Source organism: Bacillus pretiosus (assembly GCF_051294775.1).
GTDB classification, from domain to species: Bacteria; Bacillota; Bacilli; order Bacillales; family Bacillaceae_G; genus Bacillus_A; species Bacillus_A wiedmannii.
Window position 1 is genome coordinate 46,413 of sequence record NZ_JBPPHF010000002.1, and the last position, 20,250, is coordinate 66,662.

Annotated in this window: 22 protein-coding genes, 2 pseudogenes and 1 riboswitch; of the genes and pseudogenes, 14 read left to right on the forward strand and 10 right to left on the reverse strand. The window is 34.3% G+C overall.

Annotation, left to right across the window (positions count from 1 at the left end; all coding sequences use genetic code 11):
• Window positions 1–29: 29 nt before the first annotated feature.
• From ACSG5Z_RS08340 to ACSG5Z_RS08355, 4 genes are all read right to left on the reverse strand, one after another.
• A complete protein-coding gene (locus ACSG5Z_RS08340; RefSeq protein ID WP_088609432.1) occupies window positions 30–2,000 on the reverse strand; it encodes an FtsX-like permease family protein in 1,971 nt (656 codons plus the stop codon).
• Between the two features lie 94 nt (window positions 2,001–2,094).
• A complete protein-coding gene (locus ACSG5Z_RS08345) occupies window positions 2,095–3,117 on the reverse strand; it encodes a sensor histidine kinase (RefSeq protein WP_000765337.1) in 1,023 nt (340 codons plus the stop codon).
• Between the two features lie 2 nt (window positions 3,118–3,119).
• Complete coding sequence (locus ACSG5Z_RS08350; RefSeq protein ID WP_000276736.1) at window positions 3,120–3,815, reverse strand: response regulator transcription factor; 696 nt, start codon at window positions 3,813–3,815, stop codon at window positions 3,120–3,122.
• Between the two features lie 249 nt (window positions 3,816–4,064).
• Window positions 4,065–4,937, reverse strand: a complete 873-nt coding sequence (locus tag ACSG5Z_RS08355; RefSeq protein WP_435711281.1) for an AraC family transcriptional regulator — start codon at window positions 4,935–4,937, stop codon at window positions 4,065–4,067.
• Between the two features lie 306 nt (window positions 4,938–5,243).
• Between ACSG5Z_RS08355 and ACSG5Z_RS08360 the strand changes: the two genes are divergently transcribed.
• The 4 genes from ACSG5Z_RS08360 (at window position 5,244) to ACSG5Z_RS08375 (ending at window position 9,271) form a co-directional block, all read left to right on the forward strand.
• On the forward strand, window positions 5,244–6,014 hold the full coding sequence (locus ACSG5Z_RS08360; protein WP_000859659.1) for an ABC transporter ATP-binding protein: 771 nt from the start codon (window positions 5,244–5,246) through the stop codon (window positions 6,012–6,014).
• On the forward strand, window positions 6,001–7,950 hold the full coding sequence (locus ACSG5Z_RS08365) for an ABC transporter permease (protein ID WP_087984916.1): 1,950 nt from the start codon (window positions 6,001–6,003) through the stop codon (window positions 7,948–7,950). The genes ACSG5Z_RS08360 and ACSG5Z_RS08365 overlap by 14 nt, the downstream gene beginning before the upstream one ends.
• 143 nt (window positions 7,951–8,093) lie before the next feature.
• Window positions 8,094–8,672: a class I SAM-dependent methyltransferase gene (locus ACSG5Z_RS08370; protein WP_087984915.1), complete on the forward strand. Its 579-nt coding sequence runs from the start codon at window positions 8,094–8,096 to the stop codon at window positions 8,670–8,672.
• Window positions 8,672–9,271 (forward strand): DedA family protein, encoded by a 600-nt coding sequence (locus tag ACSG5Z_RS08375; protein ID WP_435711282.1) that lies wholly within the window; start codon window positions 8,672–8,674, stop codon window positions 9,269–9,271. Before ACSG5Z_RS08370 ends, ACSG5Z_RS08375 begins: the two co-directional genes overlap by 1 nt.
• A 71-nt stretch (window positions 9,272–9,342) precedes the next feature.
• Here the strand turns inward: ACSG5Z_RS08375 and ACSG5Z_RS08380 are convergent, their stop codons facing one another.
• Together ACSG5Z_RS08380 and ACSG5Z_RS08385 are read right to left on the reverse strand one after the other, a co-directional pair.
• Window positions 9,343–9,726 carry a hypothetical protein gene (locus ACSG5Z_RS08380; RefSeq protein WP_137014228.1) on the reverse strand — a complete coding sequence of 128 codons (384 nt, stop codon included), beginning with the start codon at window positions 9,724–9,726 and terminating at the stop codon, window positions 9,343–9,345.
• 73 nt (window positions 9,727–9,799) lie between these two features.
• The gene (locus tag ACSG5Z_RS08385; protein WP_097907448.1) at window positions 9,800–10,258 is read right to left on the reverse strand and encodes a helix-turn-helix transcriptional regulator; all 459 of its coding nucleotides are present in this window, start codon (window positions 10,256–10,258) and stop codon (window positions 9,800–9,802) included.
• Between the two features lie 217 nt (window positions 10,259–10,475).
• Here ACSG5Z_RS08385 and ACSG5Z_RS08390 point away from each other — a divergent pair, with 217 nt between their 5' ends.
• From ACSG5Z_RS08390 to ACSG5Z_RS08400, 3 genes and pseudogenes are all read left to right on the forward strand, one after another.
• Window positions 10,476–10,823 carry a YxeA family protein gene (locus ACSG5Z_RS08390; protein ID WP_435711283.1) on the forward strand — a complete coding sequence of 116 codons (348 nt, stop codon included), beginning with the start codon at window positions 10,476–10,478 and terminating at the stop codon, window positions 10,821–10,823.
• Between the two features lie 75 nt (window positions 10,824–10,898).
• Window positions 10,899–11,078 (forward strand): annotated as a pseudogene (locus ACSG5Z_RS08395) (hypothetical protein).
• Window positions 11,079–11,121: 43 nt separating this feature from the next.
• Window positions 11,122–11,340: a hypothetical protein gene (locus tag ACSG5Z_RS08400; protein ID WP_435711284.1), complete on the forward strand. Its 219-nt coding sequence runs from the start codon at window positions 11,122–11,124 to the stop codon at window positions 11,338–11,340.
• Window positions 11,341–11,379: 39 nt separating this feature from the next.
• On the opposite strand, the gene ACSG5Z_RS08405 is transcribed toward ACSG5Z_RS08400, so the two are convergent.
• Complete coding sequence (locus ACSG5Z_RS08405; RefSeq protein ID WP_435711285.1) at window positions 11,380–12,375, reverse strand: Rpn family recombination-promoting nuclease/putative transposase; 996 nt, start codon at window positions 12,373–12,375, stop codon at window positions 11,380–11,382.
• 145 nt (window positions 12,376–12,520) lie between these two features.
• On the opposite strand from ACSG5Z_RS08405, the pseudogene ACSG5Z_RS08410 reads away from it, so the two are divergent.
• Window positions 12,521–12,649 (forward strand): annotated as a pseudogene (locus ACSG5Z_RS08410) (DUF7003 family protein); the annotation flags it as partial.
• A gap of 69 nt (window positions 12,650–12,718) precedes the next feature.
• Here the strand turns inward: ACSG5Z_RS08410 and ACSG5Z_RS08415 are convergent.
• Both ACSG5Z_RS08415 and hpt read right to left on the reverse strand, forming a co-directional pair.
• Window positions 12,719–13,621, reverse strand: coding sequence for a diacylglycerol/lipid kinase family protein (locus ACSG5Z_RS08415; protein WP_097856765.1), 903 nt, complete (start codon window positions 13,619–13,621; stop codon window positions 12,719–12,721).
• An 82-nt stretch (window positions 13,622–13,703) separates the two neighbouring features.
• Window positions 13,704–14,231 carry a hypoxanthine phosphoribosyltransferase gene (gene hpt / locus ACSG5Z_RS08420; protein WP_001047287.1) on the reverse strand — a complete coding sequence of 176 codons (528 nt, stop codon included), beginning with the start codon at window positions 14,229–14,231 and terminating at the stop codon, window positions 13,704–13,706.
• A 161-nt stretch (window positions 14,232–14,392) separates the two neighbouring features.
• Here hpt and ACSG5Z_RS08425 point away from each other — a divergent pair, with 161 nt between their 5' ends.
• From ACSG5Z_RS08425 to ACSG5Z_RS08450, 6 genes are all read left to right on the forward strand, one after another.
• Entirely contained in the window at window positions 14,393–14,608 is a 216-nt protein-coding gene (locus ACSG5Z_RS08425; RefSeq protein ID WP_048541082.1) for a hypothetical protein, read from the forward strand.
• Between the two features lie 183 nt (window positions 14,609–14,791).
• The gene (locus tag ACSG5Z_RS08430; protein ID WP_046199459.1) at window positions 14,792–15,124 is read left to right on the forward strand and encodes a hypothetical protein; all 333 of its coding nucleotides are present in this window, start codon (window positions 14,792–14,794) and stop codon (window positions 15,122–15,124) included.
• Between the two features lie 177 nt (window positions 15,125–15,301).
• Window positions 15,302–15,790 carry an LPXTG cell wall anchor domain-containing protein gene (locus tag ACSG5Z_RS08435; RefSeq protein WP_087984903.1) on the forward strand — a complete coding sequence of 163 codons (489 nt, stop codon included), beginning with the start codon at window positions 15,302–15,304 and terminating at the stop codon, window positions 15,788–15,790.
• An 88-nt stretch (window positions 15,791–15,878) separates the two neighbouring features.
• Window positions 15,879–16,499 carry a class D sortase, LPxTATN-specific gene (srtD, locus tag ACSG5Z_RS08440; protein WP_087984902.1) on the forward strand — a complete coding sequence of 207 codons (621 nt, stop codon included), beginning with the start codon at window positions 15,879–15,881 and terminating at the stop codon, window positions 16,497–16,499.
• Between the two features lie 39 nt (window positions 16,500–16,538).
• Window positions 16,539–17,228 (forward strand): response regulator transcription factor, encoded by a 690-nt coding sequence (locus tag ACSG5Z_RS08445; RefSeq protein WP_435711286.1) that lies wholly within the window; start codon window positions 16,539–16,541, stop codon window positions 17,226–17,228.
• The gene (locus ACSG5Z_RS08450; RefSeq protein ID WP_435711287.1) at window positions 17,225–19,075 is read left to right on the forward strand and encodes a sensor histidine kinase; all 1,851 of its coding nucleotides are present in this window, start codon (window positions 17,225–17,227) and stop codon (window positions 19,073–19,075) included. Before ACSG5Z_RS08445 ends, ACSG5Z_RS08450 begins: the two co-directional genes overlap by 4 nt.
• Window positions 19,076–19,285: 210 nt before the next feature.
• On the opposite strand, the gene ACSG5Z_RS08455 is transcribed toward ACSG5Z_RS08450, so the two are convergent.
• Entirely contained in the window at window positions 19,286–19,957 is a 672-nt protein-coding gene (locus ACSG5Z_RS08455) for an energy-coupled thiamine transporter ThiT (protein ID WP_435711288.1), read from the reverse strand.
• Window positions 19,958–20,043: 86 nt separating this feature from the next.
• Window positions 20,044–20,145: riboswitch (TPP riboswitch) on the reverse strand.
• Window positions 20,146–20,250: the final 105 nt, after the last annotated feature.

Consider the following 20,250-nt stretch of genomic DNA (forward strand, 5'->3'; position numbering starts at 1 on the left):
CTTTTCCTGTACTAATATATTTATAAAACTTAACCATTCGTATACTCTGATAACTTTTGCATGTAAAAGGAACGAATAAATAAGAAAAAGATGACTTCAACGACTCCAAAAATAATAAGAACAGCTGAAATTTCTTTGAATAGTGATAAATCAATTACGTCTTGGAGCATTTTTGTTGCGAACATTGTATGAATGGACGCCATAACGTACGGAACGAAAAATAAAATGCTAAGTTGAATGGTTGCAGATATTTTCATCTCTACATCTGTTACACCAATTTTTGAAATTGCTACATATTTTTCTTGTTCATTCGTTAAATCAGTATACAGTCTAAAGTAAAGAACGCTACCTGCTCCAATAAAGAAAATGACACCTAAGAATGTCCCGATTAGGAAGTATGCGGCACTTCCTGATGTAATTCTATATAATGAGCCTGCTGATTCATAGGAGCGTATAAGGGGTCCTTCGTATTGGAATTCCTGTCGATCTCTTTGTATTTTTTTCATAAAATCATCAGCAATTTCATACGTCTTTTCCCAGTTTTGTACGTTATAATTGTACGCTGCTACATGCTTTGTTGTATTTGGTAAGTTGTTTACAACAGCGTCAGGTAAAATTAAAGTTTGATATGAAAAGTCAGAGGGAATGGCCCCTACTTGTTCATATCCTTTTACTTGTAATGTCGTATTTGTGCTAGAAAGTGTAATGGATTTTCTATTGTAGCTTGGCTCAAATTGGCTGAATAAGGTGAAATAAGCGCTACCTGTTAAGACATATGCTTCGTTATCGCTCATGAATAGTTGTTTCATTCGCAGGGAAGCTGCAAGTTTGTTATAGTCACTTTGTTTCATTGCATAGATGTCATTGTAAGTCGTTATACCTTCATCTTCTTTCAGTGGTGTTTCATATAAATCAGCTTTTAGTTTTTTATAAGAGAAATCTTCCTTTTGTAACTGCTTTTCAAGCCAAGTTAAATGTTCGTTAACAAAAGGATTTGCGTCATATGAAAAATAAGAAAATGGAAAAGGTGAAGTTCTCGCAACATCTAGCTTTGTAAACTTTCCGAATCCATATAGGAACGTAATCATTGTGAAAGCAATTGTAGAAAGCATCGCTACAATAAAAAGCATATTGATATTCGTTCGAATACGACTTGCTAAATCCGAAATCCAAAGCATGTTAATTCGTTTCATATAAAAATTTCTTCTTTTCTTTAAAATATAAATAAGTAAGAAACTAATTTGAGAAAAGAAAAAATATGTCCCAATTGTAACAAGTGCTGGAATCACAAAAACACTTGAAACCATATAGATAACGCCTACTTGCGTGTTTATTGAGAAGAAATATTTAGGGTTTGCAGCTAAAATATAACCACCTAATAAACAGATAGCACCAAATAGAGAAATGAATATGGATGGTTTTCTTTCCTTTTGTTTCCCACCATTAGTTTTTAAAAGGTTTACCGTCTTTTTCGTACGAATTAGCATGGGTGTAAATGAAGATACAGCGATAAAGAGACCAAGAAATACAATCGTTGTTAAAATGAAAGCATTCGTAGGTGGATATAAATATATCCCTGGTAGATGTGTAATTTTCGCTGTCACTAATAAGAAAAATTGTGAAAATACAAATCCAAACTGCATACCGAAAAAGATAGATAAAATACCAATTAACATATTTTCAGTGAAAACGAGTCGATGTAATTGTTTTTTTGATATACCTAAAATAGTTAAAATACCAAATTGCTTTTTACGAACTTTTAAAAACGATCCAATTGAATAGAGTAGAAAAAAGAACGAGAACAAGACAATAACAACTTCTGAAAAAATCATTAATCCTGAAATTTCAGAGATCATAGTGGGATTTTGTAATTTCGGATGAAACAAATAAACAGCAAACGAAAAGAAAACAGCAATTGAAAAGGAGCTGCTTAAGAAATAAGCAAAATAAGCTCTGGAATTACGCGTTACATTTTTAAAGGCAAACTGCCAAAATGTCATAATATGTACCTCCCGTTAGAAGGTAAATATGTAGTTTTATTGCAAAAAATGTATGAGAGTAAGTTCTCATACATTTTGCTAGCATATGTTCCGATCATGCTTCGGTCACCTTCTCTGTATGTTCTGCTTGATTATTTGCAGCGTTGTGGAAGATGATTTTAATCGTCGTTCCTTTACCAACTTCAGAATCTAGTTTGACAGAGTGACCTAAATAATCACAAATTTTACTTACAATATAAAGTCCCATACCAGTAGATTCTCCGAATGCGCGACCGTTTTTCCCAGTGTAAAACGGTTCAAATACTCTTCGAATATCTTCTTGCGGAATACCAACACCTTCATCGCGAACTTCTAAAATAATATCTTTTCCGTTTCGATAAGCAGATAAGAAAACTTTCTTCCCACGCTCACCAGAGTAACGAACTGCATTTGTCATTAACTGATAAATGATGAACTTTAGCCATTTCGCATCAGAAGCAACTTTTAAATCGGAATGAACTTCTAAAACAGGGAAGACCCCATTTCGAATGAATAGTTCTTTTAATCCGTTAATATTTTTTGTTACCGCATCTTTTAATGAAATCGTCTCAACGTGGAAATCTTCATGGAAGTTATTTAACCTTGCCATATATAAAGCCATATCGAGTCCTTGATTTAATCGTTCTAATTCTTTTTTGAATTTCGGAATCAAATGTTCATCTTCCATTTCGAGTACCATAAGTTGCATAACAGACACAGGTGTCTTCATTTGATGCACCCAGTGGTTAATGAATAATTGATGTTCTTGTTGTTTTACTTCATACGACTGTAGTTCCTTTTGGAATAGACGGTACTGTGTGCGCACGAGTTCATTTACACCGTGAGGCATCGGAGCAGTTGCTCTTTCAATAAACGCATCTTCCATTTTCTCTGGTTGCTCACTTAATCTATGGTACATTCTACGATTGCGGACGTAACGATAAGCGAGGAAACAAATGAATAAATATAAACTTAAAACGACGAAGTAAAATTTATTATTTTGAAATCCATCTACTGCATCATACAGAACGAAAATGATGCCGAAGTTTAATACATATAGTAGAAAAAATGCAAAATGATCACGTAAAAATAGCTTCATGCTTATTCACTCCAAGTTGCGTTAAAACGATACCCAAGTCCACGTACTGTTTCAATAGCATTTTCAATACCAAGCTCATTGAACTTTTTACGAAGACGCGTAATGTTTACGTTTAATGTATTTTCCTCAACGAAGCTTTCGTCATCCCATAGGGCAGCTAATAAATCTTCACGGCTCGCTGTACGAGGGAATTTAGATAATAACATTTCTGCTAAAATTGCCTCTTTCTTCGTTAAAAGAACTTGCTCAGCACCGAAATGGATTTCTGGGCGTTCTGGGAATAGTTTTAAACCTTCTACTTCAACGATACGTTCAGAAATATTTGGCGCATAATCACCGTAAATACGGCGTAATTGACCTTTAATTTTCGCCATTACAACGTCATAGTGGAACGGTTTTGTAATATAATCATCCGCACCGCTTTCAATCGCCATAATTTGTTCCATCTCGCCAGCACGCGCTGAAATGAAAATAATTGGACAAGTAGATTCATGACGAATTTGACGGCACCAGTAGAATCCATCGAATTTCGGTAAGTTTACATCAAGTAAAACAAGATGTGGTTTCACTGCATTAAACGATTCCATAATATCATCGAAATTCTCTGCAACAACAGCTTCATAGCCATATTTTTGAATGTGAGATTGTAGTAATGATGAAATATTTGGATCGTCTTCAACGATTAAAATTTTATACATATGTATACTCCTCCTAAAAAAACAATTGTAGCTATAGTGTATCATGTGTTTCAAGTCTTTTCATTATGTTGAAATGTAGGCTAATAAACAGTATAGGTCAAAAGTGTGAAAAGTAAAAAGGTTATGGGTACAATTTATAATTATTGGTACAGCGAGACTAATGATGGGATATTCCTACGTCGCTTATAAAAAGAACTAAAAATATAAATAAAAGCTGCTTTTCCTTTTAAGGAAAAGCAGCTTTATTTTTTATTTCTTCAAAACCGGTATCCAAATTTCACTTTTAAAGTTTGGAGAGGATGTATCTTTCTGTTCATTCCACAATATTTCTGGTCCTTCCGCTAGTTCATAGTTTGAGGAAGGAAACCATTCGGAATAAATGCGTCCCCATACATTTTGTAATGTTTCAGGAAATGGACCGACAGATTCAAATACGGCCCACGTTGAAGCTGTGACTTCAAGTTGTGCGAATTGCGCTGGACAATCTTTCGTTGAGGCTACTCCAATGTAGTGATCGAGTTCTCCCTTTTCCTCCATTCTTCCTTCAGAAAAGTTAGTAGAAGCACTAATGATTCCATTCGGTTCCATGTTTGAAAGTGACTTTAACATTTGAATGGACTCTGGATTTAAACTTTTCCACATAGAAGCAATTTCTTCATTTACACCGTTAAATACAATTGGTACGCGTTTTTGTATACCAATAATTCGAAATGGTTCTTTTTCTTTAATTCGATAATTCATTTCATTTCCTCCTTGAATCGATAACTGGAAGGTCATTGGTGAATAAGCTTTCAAAGAACGAATTGTACTTCGAGCTTCTGAAGGCGTTATACCGTGCAAGTTTTGAAAGGCACGTGTAAAGGAATCGGGTGAGTTGTATCCATATTTGATAGCGACATCAATGACTTTTGCATTGCTATCTTTTAGTTCAAAAGCAGCAAGAGTAAGACGCCTACAACGAATATATTCTGATAGTGATACGCCAGCTAGGAAAGAAAACATTCTTTTGAAATGGTATTCGGAGCAGAAAGCTATTTTTGCGACTTCTTTAAAATCAATTTCATCTGTTAAGTTGTTTTCAATATATTGCATTGCCGCATTCATGTTTTTAAGTGAATCCATACGATGACCTCCTTGTTAAATAGAATAGCAGGAACAAACGAAGTCCATCCGACATTTCATGCACAACTTTGTAGGGCACATTTTTAACCTTACAAAATTGTAATGTTCCTGTAAGGAGAATGAATGGATGGTATGATATCCCAATGTTATAGTAACAAAGTACTTTTGTTCAGTAGGTTAAATTTTTATATCTTTACTTATGCGTCTTACATAACTGTCATGTTTGTGTAAGAAACATCGATAGTGGCAAGAGTAGAGAGTGTATATAGTTGAAAATAGAGAATAGAAGAAATGAGGGATGTCGAGATGAAAACAGTGTTAGAAGCAAAAAATATTGAAAAAGTGTATGACACGGGTGGTAATAAATTTGCAGCGTTAAAAGGTATTAACTTACAAGTAAAAGAAGGTGAGTTCGTTGGAATTATGGGACCTTCTGGTTCGGGTAAGACGACTTTACTAAACGTTCTTTCTACAATTGATAATGCGACGAACGGTGAAATTTTAATTGATGGAAAAGATATCGTGAAGATGAACGATGATAAGTTAGCGTTATTCCGCCGCGATCATTTAGGGTTCATTTTCCAAGATTATAATTTATTAGATACGTTAACGGTAAAAGAGAACATTGCGTTACCTCTTGCGTTATCAAAGGTGAAAGCAAGTGAGATTGATCGCCGCGTTCTTGAAATCTCAAAGAAATTCGGTATTGATCATATTTTAAGTCAGTTCCCATATCAAGTGTCGGGCGGACAGAAGCAGCGCTGCGCAGCATCGCGTGCGATCGTTACAAGTCCTAGTATGATTTTCGGGGACGAGCCGACTGGAGCGCTTGATTCTAAATCAGCGACAGATTTACTTGAAAGTATGAAGTCGTTAAATGAATATGATAATTCTACAATTTTAATGGTAACGCACGATGCGTTTGCGGCGAGTTACTGTAAACGAGTTATTTTTATTAAAGATGGTGAGTTATATAAAGAATTGCACCGCGGTGAATCAACACGTAAACAGTTCTTCCAAAAAGTCGTTGACGTAATGTCTTCCATTTCCGGAGGTATGGCTGATGACCTTATCTAGCATTGCCCTCCGCAACATACAGCGGAATTTTAAAGACTACTTTGTATATTTTGCATCTATGATCTTTAGTATCGTCATTTATTTTACATTTAAGGCGTTACAGTATAATTCACAAATGGAAAAAGCTGCGGAAGCTTCTAAAAAAATTAGCGGTGCATTTCAAGTTTCAAGTGTCATGCTAATTATTTTCGTAGCGGTGTTCATTATATATTCGAACGGTTTCTTTACACGAAAACGTAAAAAAGAAGTTGGGCTATATTCCTTATTAGGCATTCGTAAAAGACAAATTGGTAAAATGCTCTTTTATGAAAATATGTTAATGGGATTAATGTCTTTAATTATCGGAATTGCGATCGGTAGCGTTCTTTCAAAACTATTCCTTGAACTACTAATAAGTATGATGGGAATAAACTTAAACGTTCATTTTGAAATACCGATGGCCGCAGTTATTGATACAGCACTTATTTTCTTTGTGATTATTTTGTATACATCACTTCAAGGATATCGTTTAATTTATCGCTTTAAGCTAATTGAACTTTTCCGAGCGGAACGCGAAGGAGAAGCAATGCCAAAAGGATCCGTAGTGATGGCGTTAATTTCAGTTTTCTTAATCGGTTCAGGTTATTTCTTAGCGTTAATGTACATGAAAGCAGTTATGTATGCAGACTTTATGGTCGTTGCATTATACATTTTACTAGCGACAGTAGCAGGAACTTATTTATTGTTTATGTTCTTCACAGTATTTGTATTGAAGCGAGCAAGAAATAATAAGTCAGCATTTTATAACGGTATGAATATGGTAACGACATCGCAACTACTATATCGCATTAAAGGAAACTCGAAATCACTAGCAACAATTGCTATTTTAAGTGCAGTGACATTAACAGCGGTTGGTACGTCAGTTACGATGTATTACAACACATTTACGCAATCAAAAGTTGCAGCACCGTATAGTTATTCTTATGAGAAAAAAGATGAAGCACTAGATAAAAAGGTAAAAGAAATACTTGCTGGAGAGAAGAGCAATCATCCAGTGACATATGAGTCAGAAGTTGAAATGATTCCTGTGAAGGGAACATTTAAAGGTGAAAGAGCAGATCAAGTGCTGAACACACACTATAATGTTACGAAGCAGTACCAGCTTATTTCTCAATCAAGCTTTAATACAATTGCGAAACGTTTAGATGTAGAACCTGTAAATTTAAGTGCGAATGAAGCTTTTGTATATGATAGCCTCTATATTGAAAAACTCGATTTTGGTCCTCTTTATACAGGAAATAAAGCTGTATTTCCTGTTGGGAATGAATCGAAAGAGCTAAACATTAAAGGTGTAAATAGTAGAAGTCTTACAAACTTAAATGAACTATTTGTAATCGTTCCAGATCAAACATATGAGCAGGCGAAACAAGTACATGAAACACGCGCTGTAAAAAATATTGATGTAAAAGGTGAGCGAAATAGTAAAGAGTTAACAGCGAAATTAGCAAGTATTATGCCAGCAGGTGAATCGGAAGTTTTAAAACCATTTAACGATTTCTATACAGGATTCCAAATGGGAATTGAAACGACAGGTTTAATGATGTTCATTGGGCTATTCTTAGGATTAGTTTTCCTATTAGCGACAGGCTCAATCATTTACTTTAAGCAACTTACAGAAGCAAGTGCTGACCGTGATCGTTACGTTGTTCTTCATAAAATTGGTGTAACGAAGCAAGAGATGAAGAGAGCTATTGCGAAACAAGTGAGCTTTATCTTTGCTATTCCGTTAATTATCGGTATTTTACACAGTTTGTTCGCACTAAAAGGTTTGTCAAATATATTACCATTCGAAATTATGATTCCGCTCCTAATTAGTATTGGAGTATATGGCGTCATTTATATCGGATATTACTTCCTAACAGTTCGTTCTTATTATAAGATTGTGAGTGCGAAATAATAAATGAGCAGCTATCGCTATATGCGATAGCTGTTTTTTCATTCTTCATAAAATCTTAAGAAATCTCCTCAATTTTTGTTAAGAAACGATAGTTATACTTAGAAATAAGTTAAAAACTATCGAACGAATGGGGAGAGGGTTACATGCAACTCATAACATTCTTACATGAATTTATAAAACATCCGAAACATACTGGTGCAATTGCGCCAAGTTCAAAAATATTAGCAAAGAAAATGGTAGATGTCATTGATTTTAATAGAGCGAAATGTATCGTAGAGCTAGGGCCTGGTACAGGGGTTTTCACGAGAGAAATTATGAAGAGAAAGAAGAAGGAAACGATATTTCTTCTTATTGAAATTAATGAAGTGTTTTGCAAAGAGTTACAGAGAAAGTTTAAAAATGAGCAGAACGTCATTGTTGTACACGGCTCAGCTGAAAATATAAAGAAGTATATGGAAGAGTTCAATATAGAATGCATTGACTACGTTTTATCAGGATTACCGTTTACTTCTTTACCAGAAGAAGTTTCAAAGCGTATTTTAAACAATATAATGGAAGCGATACGAGAGAACGGTGAATTTATTACATTTCAATATTCACTTGTGAAAAAAGGATTTATACAACATTTCTTCCCTGAAATTACGCTCGAAAAAGTGTGGCTCAATTTCCCGCCAGCGTACATCTTTAGCTGTAAAAAAGAGTTAAGAAGAGCTTATGCCTAATGGAATTACATGAATTATTATCTTATATTGAACAGTATGGCTATTGGGCACTATTTTTCTGTTTATGGTTAGGTATTATCGGTATGCCAATTCCAGACGAAATGATCGTAATGAGTGGTGGGTTTGTCTCTTCATTAGGGATATTAAGTGTCATTCCAGCATTTTTATTAACCTATTTAGGCGTTGTATCTGGGCTGTCGTTAGGTTATATAGTAGGAAAAATATTTGGTACAAAAGTACTTGATAAGCTAATGAAAAAGAAAAAGGCAAAGTATCTTTTGAAGTCTCAACAAATGGTAGAGAAGTATGGCCATTATGCGTTAGTCACAAGCTACTTCATACCAGTCGTCAGACATATCGTACCGTATTTAGTTGGAATGAATAACATGTCATTTAAGACGTATGCTTTGTATTCCTATACGACAGGATTTATTTGGACACTCGTTTACTTTGTGCTCGGTTCTTTATTCGGACAACATATTGAAAGTATTGTAGCGATCGCGATAGAATATGGCGTGTACTTTGGCGGGATTGTTTTTGGTGTCGCGAGTGGTGCTTATTTGTACAGGCAAAGAAGAAGTACGGTGATGAGTAAGTAAATAGAATGAAGGCTTACGCTTATTGAGAGTAGTATAAAAGAGAGAGTTATTTTGTAGAATAACTCTCTCTTTTAATGTAATAGCTTCTCATTACTTACATTAGGTGTTGTTTGAAATACAGTTATATAAATTGTTAATATGATTGTATTGATTAGATTAGCTAGTATAGTCATAAAATCACTTGATGGAGTGATAAGAACAAAGATTGAAAGTATGGCAGAAGCAAGTGGAATAAACTTTTGTAGTGTAGTTAACTTTCCATCTTTATGAAGCTTTGCAGATTGAAAGAAGCAAAGTAAGAAAATTAAGGATGTAAATAATAATCCTAAATAGCCCCAGCCATCTTCAATATACCAAGGTAAAAAGCTCATTCTTGATGTGAAAATAAATAAATTGAATACTAACGTGCTAATGATTAGCGTATTTAAAATCGTGATATTTGTCTGTTTTTCCATTTGAATTATACTCCGAAATTTATTTTATCCCGTATTAAAGGGCAGTAAAATCCCCACTGATTAAAGTTTTACTTTATTGAGATGTTTTTGCCATTTCCATAAATCGCTGTTCAATTTCATCGAAATCGAATGAATGGCATATTCTGCGGTCTTCTTTATCTAAAATTCGATAATGTTGAGATAAAATATTTTGTTGTATTTGATAACCGTTTAATTCTTTTATTTGTCGCCACCACACTTTTCCGCCTAACGTCTTCGGGAAGTTCGTATTGTAATGTGTAAAGGCGATTGTTTTTATAATTTCATTCACATCATCTCCAAATGTCATCTGGACTGTATCGCTCTGTTCGAAGAGTGTTACGACACAAACTGCGCCTGCCCATGTTAGCGTGCGTCTTCCTTTTTCGATTTCTACTAATGTTTTCTTCGATAAGCCAATAATTTCTGACATTTTATCTTGTGATAGATTATTTTCAACACGGATGAGTTTTAATTTTGAATTAACGAGTTCAATAAATTCTTGTTTATTCATCATGCAGCTCCTTTTTTAATGTAGTGTAAAATTACACTAAAAGTGTAATTTTGTCAATCAGAGTGTAAAAAGTTATTTTTTGTCTATTTCAATCTTTTTAATTAAAATTTCACTTTTAGTTTAAGAAAATGTTAAGAAATCGAACGAGTTTTTATTAAGAAATAAGCTCTATACTTAGAAAAACCTTAAAGAAAACATAATGAAAGGTGGAATATAGATGAAAAGATTTATTTTTGGATCACTACTTGTTATCGTCGCAGGAGCGGCATATTTATTAAATGGGAGCGCGGGGTTTGATAGAATGAATCCATTTCTTGATATAGAGGATCATTATGCAATAATTGATAACGATGGAAAAGAGTTAGGTGGAAATAAAGGTCGTGAATATAAAGTGAAAGCTTATGATAAAAATGGTAAGAAAAAAGAAGTTACAATTGACGAAGTAGATGAATTACCAAAAGACTCATACTGGCATGTGCTTACGAGAGGTAAGTTCTTACATAATAAAGTACAAGTAACAACAGATAAAATTCCTGATGGAGCGAAGGCGAAATTAGGATTATAAGTATAAAACCGATTCTCAATGAGAGAATCGGTTTTGTTGTTTTATGGTAATGTTTAGTGTAAGGGGGCGAGGGTGATGCTACTCATTGTTAGTCTTATTTTAATCGGGGTTATGTGTAGTATGAGAATAGTATTTTTACATATGATAGAATGAGAAAAGATAGAAGAGCGATATGTATATTGTCCAAAATGTAATGCGAAAATTAGGAGAGGCAATTCTGCTCCCTTTTGTTCGAAATGTAATTTAACATTTTAATTATAGGAAATTTGAAATCATTTTGTATGGTTTCGGATTTTTTATGTTGAAAATAGAAGAAATAAAGAGCGGAAAAAAGTTTGAACAAGGGATTGAGTATACGAATATTATTGATGGATATTCTATTATTATGAAGTCTTTCGTAGAGATGGATCGAGACGTTTTGAGGGTTTTATTACCTGATGAAAGAGGGATTCTTCCTACTATGCTAGAGTGCGATGAATGTAATAAGACCCAATTGGATGATATCGAGGGAAGTTGATAAAAAAGAGCTTGAAACAATTCAAGCTCTTTTTCATTATTATTTATGTCTTAAAATATGCTCAACCTCATGCGCACTTAATTTACTTGCCTTAGCAATTGTTTCAAGTGGTATACCAAGATCATGCATACTTTTAATCATTTGAATTTTTCCTTGTTGAACCCCTTCTTTTCGCCCTTTTTCTATACCTTGTTCTAAGCCCTTTGCTAAGCCTTTTTCCATACCTTTTTCCAAGCCTTTTTCCATACCCTTTTCCATACCCTTTTCCATGCCTCTTTTCATACCTTCTGTCTCTGCATGGGCGAATTTTGCGGCTTCATCCATTAAAACTTTCTCCCTTGCGTCATAGGCTTGTCGGAAAGAGGAATCTTGACTCATACGTTCCCACTTGTTTATTGCTTTTTGTAAAATAGGGTCTTGGTTCATAGCAATATCCTCCAATGTTTTAGTTAAGTGTTCATCCTCATTTGCTGAAAGCAATAAAAGCCAACGAACAAATGGATCTTTCCACGGATTTACTTTTTCTTCATGCCATTGTTTTGTTAACTTTGGAATTTCTACAATGTGAATTTCTATGTCATCACTCAAGAGTTTTTGTTGCTGTGAATTCCATAATGTGCCCGTTGTATGAAATTCTTTGTGGTCTGAGAACATTATAAAGTTCAATAAATTAATGGTGATGGTTTTATGAAGCGAACTGTAAGGCATACCTTTTTGTAATTGAGATGTGTATAATTTTCCCCAATAATATAAACTACGTTTCATCATATCGTGATTATTATTGAGCTGTATTTCTACATTTACTTTTGTTCCTGTGTTTAATGTCGCTGAAATATCTAAAATAGATAACTTATCCTCTTCATATTCCCGATGTAAATGTGGATCTTCTAGTTGTAGAGAAGCGATGGGTGATTCTAAAGACTCCTGTAACGTAGCGTTTAAAAATGCAATTAGAATATCTTCACTACCATTCGTACCAAACAATTGTTTAAATGCAAAATCAATGCGTAAATTAACTAACTGTTGGTTGAACAAAGTTTGTCCTCTCCCTTGTGTCAGGTTGCTTCTTTCTTTATTTCATTGTATCTAAAAAGAACTAGGGCATGCAAATAGACCATTCTGTTATTTTATTAGGAGTATTATTAGAAAGTGAAAGGCAATTATGTCTATGTTATACTCTAGTGAAAATGAATTCTTCCAATCAGTAGCCGCTGCAATAGAGAAGAAAGATCCAGGCATTATTGTGAATAAGCATTCTAATACGCACTGGAAAAATTGGGTGGAGTTTGATTACGAAAACTCATATTAAAAATGAAAGAGTAGACTAAAACCTTTCTAAGAAAAAAGACGAGCTAACATTTTAGCTCATCTTTTTTCATTATACAACCGCAGGATTATAAATCATCGTAAAGTGTCCTTGTAATAATTCAATTTGACAAGGTGTATGAAGCGAGCTTTCTCCATCTGTATCTACTTCTTTTTCTTCTTCTGTTTCAATATGAATGGATTTCGCTTTTACGTGGAAGATGTCATTTTCATTTGAGTCTTCAAATAGTTTCTTTCCGATATAATCTTTAAACGCTTGAATGCCTGTTGATTTGACTACGAAAATATCAAGTGTTCCGTCGTCGCATTTTACGTTCGGGATAAAGGACGGAATCCCGCCAAGATATTCCCCGTTTCCAACCATAACAAGGACAGCTTCGTCTTCATATACTTGTCCGTCGTACGTAATTTTTACTGGGAATGTTTCAGCATTTTTGACAGTTCGAATTGTGCTTAAGTAGTAGCCGATTTTTCCAAGCTTTGCTTTCTCTTCTGCATCAATATTGTTTGATACTTCAGAGACCAGTCCAATGCCCCAGAAGTTTAAGAAGTGTTGTCCATTTGCTTTTGCAACATCAACTGGTTTTACGTGTTCTTGTGTAATGAGTTTTGCTGCTTCTGCGATGTTTTGCGGAACGCCTAGCGTACGAGAGAAGTCGTTGCAAGTGCCGCCTGGAATGATTGCAAGTGTAGGTCTAGTTTCAAGAGGTGCTAAGCCATTTGTGCATTCGAATACAGTACCGTCGCCACCAAAGACGATAATTAAATCTACTTTACTAGCAAACTCTTGGCAATATTTTGTTGCATCGCCTTGCTCTTTCGTATGAAGGATATGTAAGTCAGGAAAAGCTGCCGCAAGAGGTGGTACGATTTTCGTTAAGTTCGTATGTAGATCACCTTGTCCTGCTTTCGGATTTACGATGAGGAGTACTTTTTCAAATTTTGTTTTTGTCATTTTATTCTCTCCCTTTGTCTTTTACGAATCGTGATAGAAAATAAACTTCCATCAATGATTGATAGAAGTTTATTCTATTATATTATTCCGTTACAACTGAAGCGATAAATGGTAAGTTACGATATTTTTCTGCGCAGTCGATACCGTAGCCAACGATAAATTCGTCTGGAATTTGGAAGCCAACATATTCAGCTTTTAAGTCCACTTTACGACGCTCAGGTTTATCAAGTAACGTACAGAATTTCAATGCTTTCGGTTTATGCATAAAGAAGTGATCTTTTAAGAAGTGAAGTGTTAAACCAGAATCGATAATATCTTCTACGACAATTACGTTTTTTCCAGTAATGTTTACATCGATATCTTTTAATAGTTTTACTTTGCCAGTTGTTTCTGTTTGATTTCCGTAGCTAGATGCAGAAATAAAGTCGATTGTTACATCGTTTTTAATGTGACGAATTAAATCGGCAGCGAATACGAAAGATCCTTTTAATACAGCGATTACTACGATTTCTTCTCCTTCAAAGTCACGTTCGATTTGAAGTGCTAGTTCTTTTACTTTTTCTTGTAATTGTTCTTCAGAAATTAAAGTATCTTTTATTTCAAGATTCATTGGAGTCCTCCTACAGTGTAAAACTTGTGAACATTTCGACTGTAAAGGAAAGAAGGGGAAAAGTCAAAGAAGATATAAGTTTTTTACAGAAATCCCCACAAAATAGTCAGATGATATGATATACTGATCATATAAAGAAAACGCTTTCAAAGAGGGTGATTATGATGAGAAAGAAAGAGTATACAAGTGCAACATTTATAAAAGCATTACTTTTAACAATTGTTCTTGGTAGTTTGGCTTACATAATTGATGTACCAGCGATTCGAATTTCACTAATTGGAATGACTTTAGTATTAGGCGCAATTTCCCACGGTATGATGTCACAGCTACAAGAAGCTGGAGTGGATCATATGAAAGATCATATAGATAAGAAATGAGAAACCTTCACGTATAGAGAGTGAAGGTTTTTTGTTTCTTACAAAAATGTAAGGTAGTTGTAAGGCAAATCGATAGTTGCATAGTAGTGTTTTGGATAAACTATAGGTGTAAGGTAAAAGGCAAGCATATTTTAGGTAAATTAAGTTTTAGGCACTCTATATGTGAAAAAGGAGTAGGAGGGCATGGAGAAACGTTGGACGACCTTTTCTTTTTTAGCAACTAGCAACACCGTAATGCTAGCTGGCGAAATGGATTTTTTGCACTTGTTTGATCGAGAAGACGATCATTCTTCTTCTAAATTTACAATGAAATGGAATAAATGGAGCGAAAGTTGTAGGTTTGAAGAAGAGGCCCCTAACGAAGAGCAAAAGATTATTTTGACAAACCCTATTAAAGCGTGGGTTGTTCAACGTCGTAAGTGTAACGTCAAAAATCACTTAAAGAAAACTGAGCCGAGACAATTAGTTATCGCTCCGGCCCGTTCTACTTCTAAATCACGCGAAAGTAACATGTAAATATTGAGACACACACCCGAAAAAACATCGCATATATTGCGATGTTTTTTTATTTTTCTACAATGAAATCTTTAAATGAAATATATTTCATCTGCATCTTATATTTATATCTCTTGTTTATTCTAGTGATACATCCGATGCGAGTTGATGTGAATAAAATATAAGGAGAGAATGAAGATGAAAAAGAGACTATTACCAATTTGTGCAATGGCACTTTTAACAGTAGGATATTCTTCAGTAGCGAGTGCGGATACTGGAACAGTAACAAAGGAAGAACAGGCACAACTGCAGCAAGATAAAGCGAAAAAAGAAGCAGTGATTAAAGAACAGCAAAAAAGTGAAGAAGAGAAAAAGAGAGTAGCGCAAGAGCAGTTGAAAAACGATAAGGCGAAAAAAGAAGCAGTGATTAAGGAACAGCAAAAAAGTGAAGAAGAGAAAAAGAGAATAGCACAAGAACAGTTGAAAAATGATATGGCAAAAAAAGAAGCAGCACAAGTACAACAAAAAAATGGTGCGGTAAAAAAAGAAGTAGCGAAGCCAGCTGTACAAGGTGAAAAATTACCAAACACAGCATCCAATAATGTAGCAATGATGGCACTAAGCGCATGTCTTGTAGGGATAGGGACATTATTTGGTTTGAATCGTCGCAATAAAGTTAAGGCGTAAATAAAATATTGTCCTATAAAGAATGGAATAATTTCATATATTAAAAATGGTAGGTTATTCCTACCATTTTTGGCATGGAGGGATGAACATGAAGTTACTCAATTATATAGGTATCATATTGATGGCCATAGGGCTATTCACGGGATCATATTACGCTATGGAATGGTATAAAGGAAAAAGCTCTGCTCAACAATTAACGAAAGAAGAATTAAAGAGCCTTGAAAATATACAACATAATCAACTTTCTTACGAAACACCTGTAACTTCCCAAGTACCTTCTTCTCAAACAGAACATAAAGAAGGAGAAAAGGTTGCACTGTTAAATATACCGAAAATAAAGAAGAAGTTTTCTATATACTGGGGAGCGGATGATGCAACGTTGAAGAAAGGAGTTGGAATGTTCGTTAGTGATGTAACGACAACACCATCTGGAGGGGGACATACTGTACTGAGTGGACACCGGGATACTGTCTTTACAGATTTAGGAGAGTTAAAAGAAAAAGACACTCTTGTTTTAGAGTATGATAATAAAACTTACACATACGAAATTCAAAAGATATGGATTACCCATGCGGATGATCGTACTGTTATTATAAAAAAAGAAGAACCGATATTAACACTAACGACTTGCTATCCATTTGATTATATAGGGGATGCACCAGATAGATATATTATCGAGGCGAAGTTAACGGCTAGTTATTCAAAATGAAGTGATAGTTTCTGAAAGTGGAAGGGGGATACATAAGTTATGTCAAAAAACATTTTAATTGTGGAAGATGAAGATATTTTGCGTGAAATATTAAAAGATTATTTTTTGAGTGAGCAATATGTGGTGTTTGAAGCAAGAGATGGGAAAGAAGCTTTAGTTGTATTTGAGGAAGAAGAGGTTGATTTAGTTATTTTAGATATTATGTTGCCGGAACTTGATGGATGGTCTGTTTGCCGAAGAATTCGTAAAACATCTGAGGTTCCTATTATTATGCTGACGGCACGTGTAGATGAAGATGATACGTTACTTGGATTTGAACTTGGGGCAGATGACTATGTGACGAAGCCGTATAGCCCACCAATTTTATTAGCAAGAGCGAAAAGGCTGTTAGAAAGTAGAAAAGTAACGAAGCAACTTCTAGAGAATGAAGATGATACATTATCCATCCAGGGTATTCACGTCCACTTCCCATCGCGCACTGTTACGGTAGATAGGAAAGACATTAATTTAACACATACTGAATTTGAAATATTAGCGTATTTCATGAAAAATCAAGGGATTGTTTTAACGCGAGAGCAACTCATTTCAAGAATTTGGGGATATGAATTTGCTGGTGACGATCGAACGGTTAATAGTCATATTCGTAATTTAAGAAATAAATTAGGAGAGAAAGCAAAGTGCATTACAACTGTAGTACGAACAGGTTATAAATTTGAGGGGAATGTATGAGAAAGGGGATTGTACTAAAATTATTTGCCCTCACAACAGCATTATGTATGTTAATTTTAGCGACGATATTTATTGGACAAACGATATTTTTTAAACAATATTATGCGAATCGAAAAGTAGAAGATATTAAAGTGAATTTAAATTCCTTTGAGAAGAATTATTTGAATTATGCAGGAAGTGCAGAAGGAGTTCAGAAGCTGGAGCAAGACTTTTTAAGAGAAAATAATACGTGGATTACAACGTTAGATCAGAATGGGAATTTAAAACATGCGGATGATTTTTATTTTGAAGTAACGATAGATCGTAGGCAACAAAAGAGCTTTGGACAACAAATATTCAAAATTCCTTTATACAATCTCGTCAATATAGAGGAGATTGATAATAAATTATCAGATCCGTTTTTAGGACAAGAAATTTATTTTTCTGGCGTGAAAAAAGGTGATAGTTTTATTCCATTCTCTTTCGCGTTAGGTAAGCAAAATTTAAATGGATCTAATAAACCGTTAGAAAAAGCGTTTCAGGAGAAAATGAAATTAGATGAGGAGAAAAAGAGAGCGGATCAAGAACAACTTGTTAAAGAAAAGAAACCAGCTGTTCAGGAAGAATCTGCTCAGGAATTAGATACTTACATAAGAGGACGTGTTACGAAAGTACAGTTTCCTGATGTAAAAGGTCTTGTAAATCCAATTTATAAAAATAGTCTATTCTTAGATAGCATAAAAGAGTTTCAAAGGGATGTATTACTAAATGAAAGTAATCAAATAGAATATTCAATAAAAACAATGGACTATGAAAAAAATGATATAAAATATAAATTATTAATGAAACCAATAACAGAAAGAGACGGATCAGTCACATATATTTATGCGATGGCTTCTTTACAGCCTGTAGATGAAGCTGTACAAATGGTGCAAGATTACTACATTTACATCATTGCATTTGTAGTCGTTCTTATTTTTCTAGCTTCGTTCTATTATTCAAAACAAATTGCAAAGCCGTTATTAAAAATAAATGATACGACGAAGAAAATAGCACACTTAGATTTCACAGAACAAATACCGATTACTTCAAAAGATGAAATTGGTGATTTATCGAAAAATATTAATGTATTATCTAATAAGCTCCATTCGCATATTGGACAGCTAGAACAAGATATTGAAAAGGAAAGAAAGTTAGAAAATACGCGGAAAGAATTTATTTCTGGTGTTTCGCATGAATTAAAAACACCGCTGAGTATTATGAAAAGCTGTATTTCTATTTTAAAAGATGGAGTAGCTGAGCATAAAAAAGAATACTATTTTCAGGCAATGGAACGAGAAGTAGATAAAATGGATACTTTAATTTTGGATATGCTGGAGTTAGCTAAATTTGAGTCAGGTACATATAAAATGAAAAAGGATGTATTTTATATCGATACAGTAATTGAAGATATATGTGAACACCTTTCTGTGGACATAGAGAAAAAAGAACTTCATGTGCATAAAAATATATGTTCATTTGAAGTAGTCGCAAATCAAAGTCGGATTGAACAAGTAATCGTGAACTTCATTACGAATGCCATACGTTATACACCGAATAAAGAGGATATTATTATTTCTACAATAGATGAGAAAGATCGTATAAAAGTGTGTATTGAAAATAAAGGTACTCACATTGAAGAAGAGCAATTAGATAAAATTTGGGACCGTTTTTATCGCGTGGATGTAGCTCGCCAGCGTTCACAAGGTGGAACTGGGCTTGGTCTAGCTATTTCTAAAAATATTTTAGAACTGCACGATGCTGAATATGGGGCAGAAAATACAGAAGATGGTGTATTATTTTACTTTTATTTACCTAAAAAAGCGTAGATGATGCATGCTACGCTTTTTTTAATTTATTTTCATATTATCTTTACCTAATCTTTATTTTTAAACGATATAATCTGGGTAGAAAATGAGGTTCTGTAAGGAGTCGATGAACCGTGCATAGCAATTGGCTAAGTATAATGGTATTTATTTTCTTTTGTGCATTTATTGTATTTTTAATTGATATTACGATATGAAGAAAAAGAGCGCTCATTAAGCGCTCTTTTTCTTCGAGTTCAGTTGATAAGCACTAATGCTCTTGAATAGGCGTGGTGAAGTAAGAAATAAAAAGATAAGTAAAACGGTACATAGAATATAGGAGCCAATCATTGTGCTACCGTTAAATATTAAAGAATATAGAACTGCTGATTGACCTTTCGGTGCATATTGTCCCCAGAAAATAATACCAGCGATAAAGTGACAGAAATAGCGAGCAAAGCTACCAACAAATGTAGCAACAATAATGTAACCAATAACTTTCTTTCCTTCGTTTTGTTTTTGTGAAGGTTTGTCTTTACGGCTACTTAAATTGGATTGTTCTAAGCTATTTTCATTGGATGTTAAAAGTGCTTTTTGAATTGGTCGATAGAATAAACCAGCAAATCCAATAAATGCGAAAGCAACGAAGTATTCAATGATTACTTGAATTGGTGTGACGATAATGGCATCGCCTACGACAATTTGTAATAATCCCCAAATTAAGCCTCCTAAGAAAGCCATTTTGAAGCCCCAGCGATATGCGATAATAAAAATAGGAATCATAGCGAATGAGATGGAACCGCCTGTTGCTGATATTTTGATTGAAAGTGGTAAAATGTCGATGACCAGAGCGAAGGCTGCAAGAATTGCAGATTCGATCATCGCTTGTAAATTGGTGTTACGCATGTTGTCTCCCCCTAAATCCAAGTTGTACAAAAAAGAATAGATATCATAGGAGGATACGAAATACGTAAATAAAAAAGAGGTATGTATTTCGGACGTTTGCACAATCCCTGCGTTAGCATTAACTAACAGGTTCGAAGGGTCGGAACGAAGTGTTCCCTCTCAGCGGCATGGCTCCCCCAGTGATAACGAGATTCTTTATTTGTTATTGTTTATTGTAAGCGAAATGGATGAGAATGGCAAACGAATACAGTATGACAATGATTGAAATAGAATTGTAGCGAAATGTTAATAAA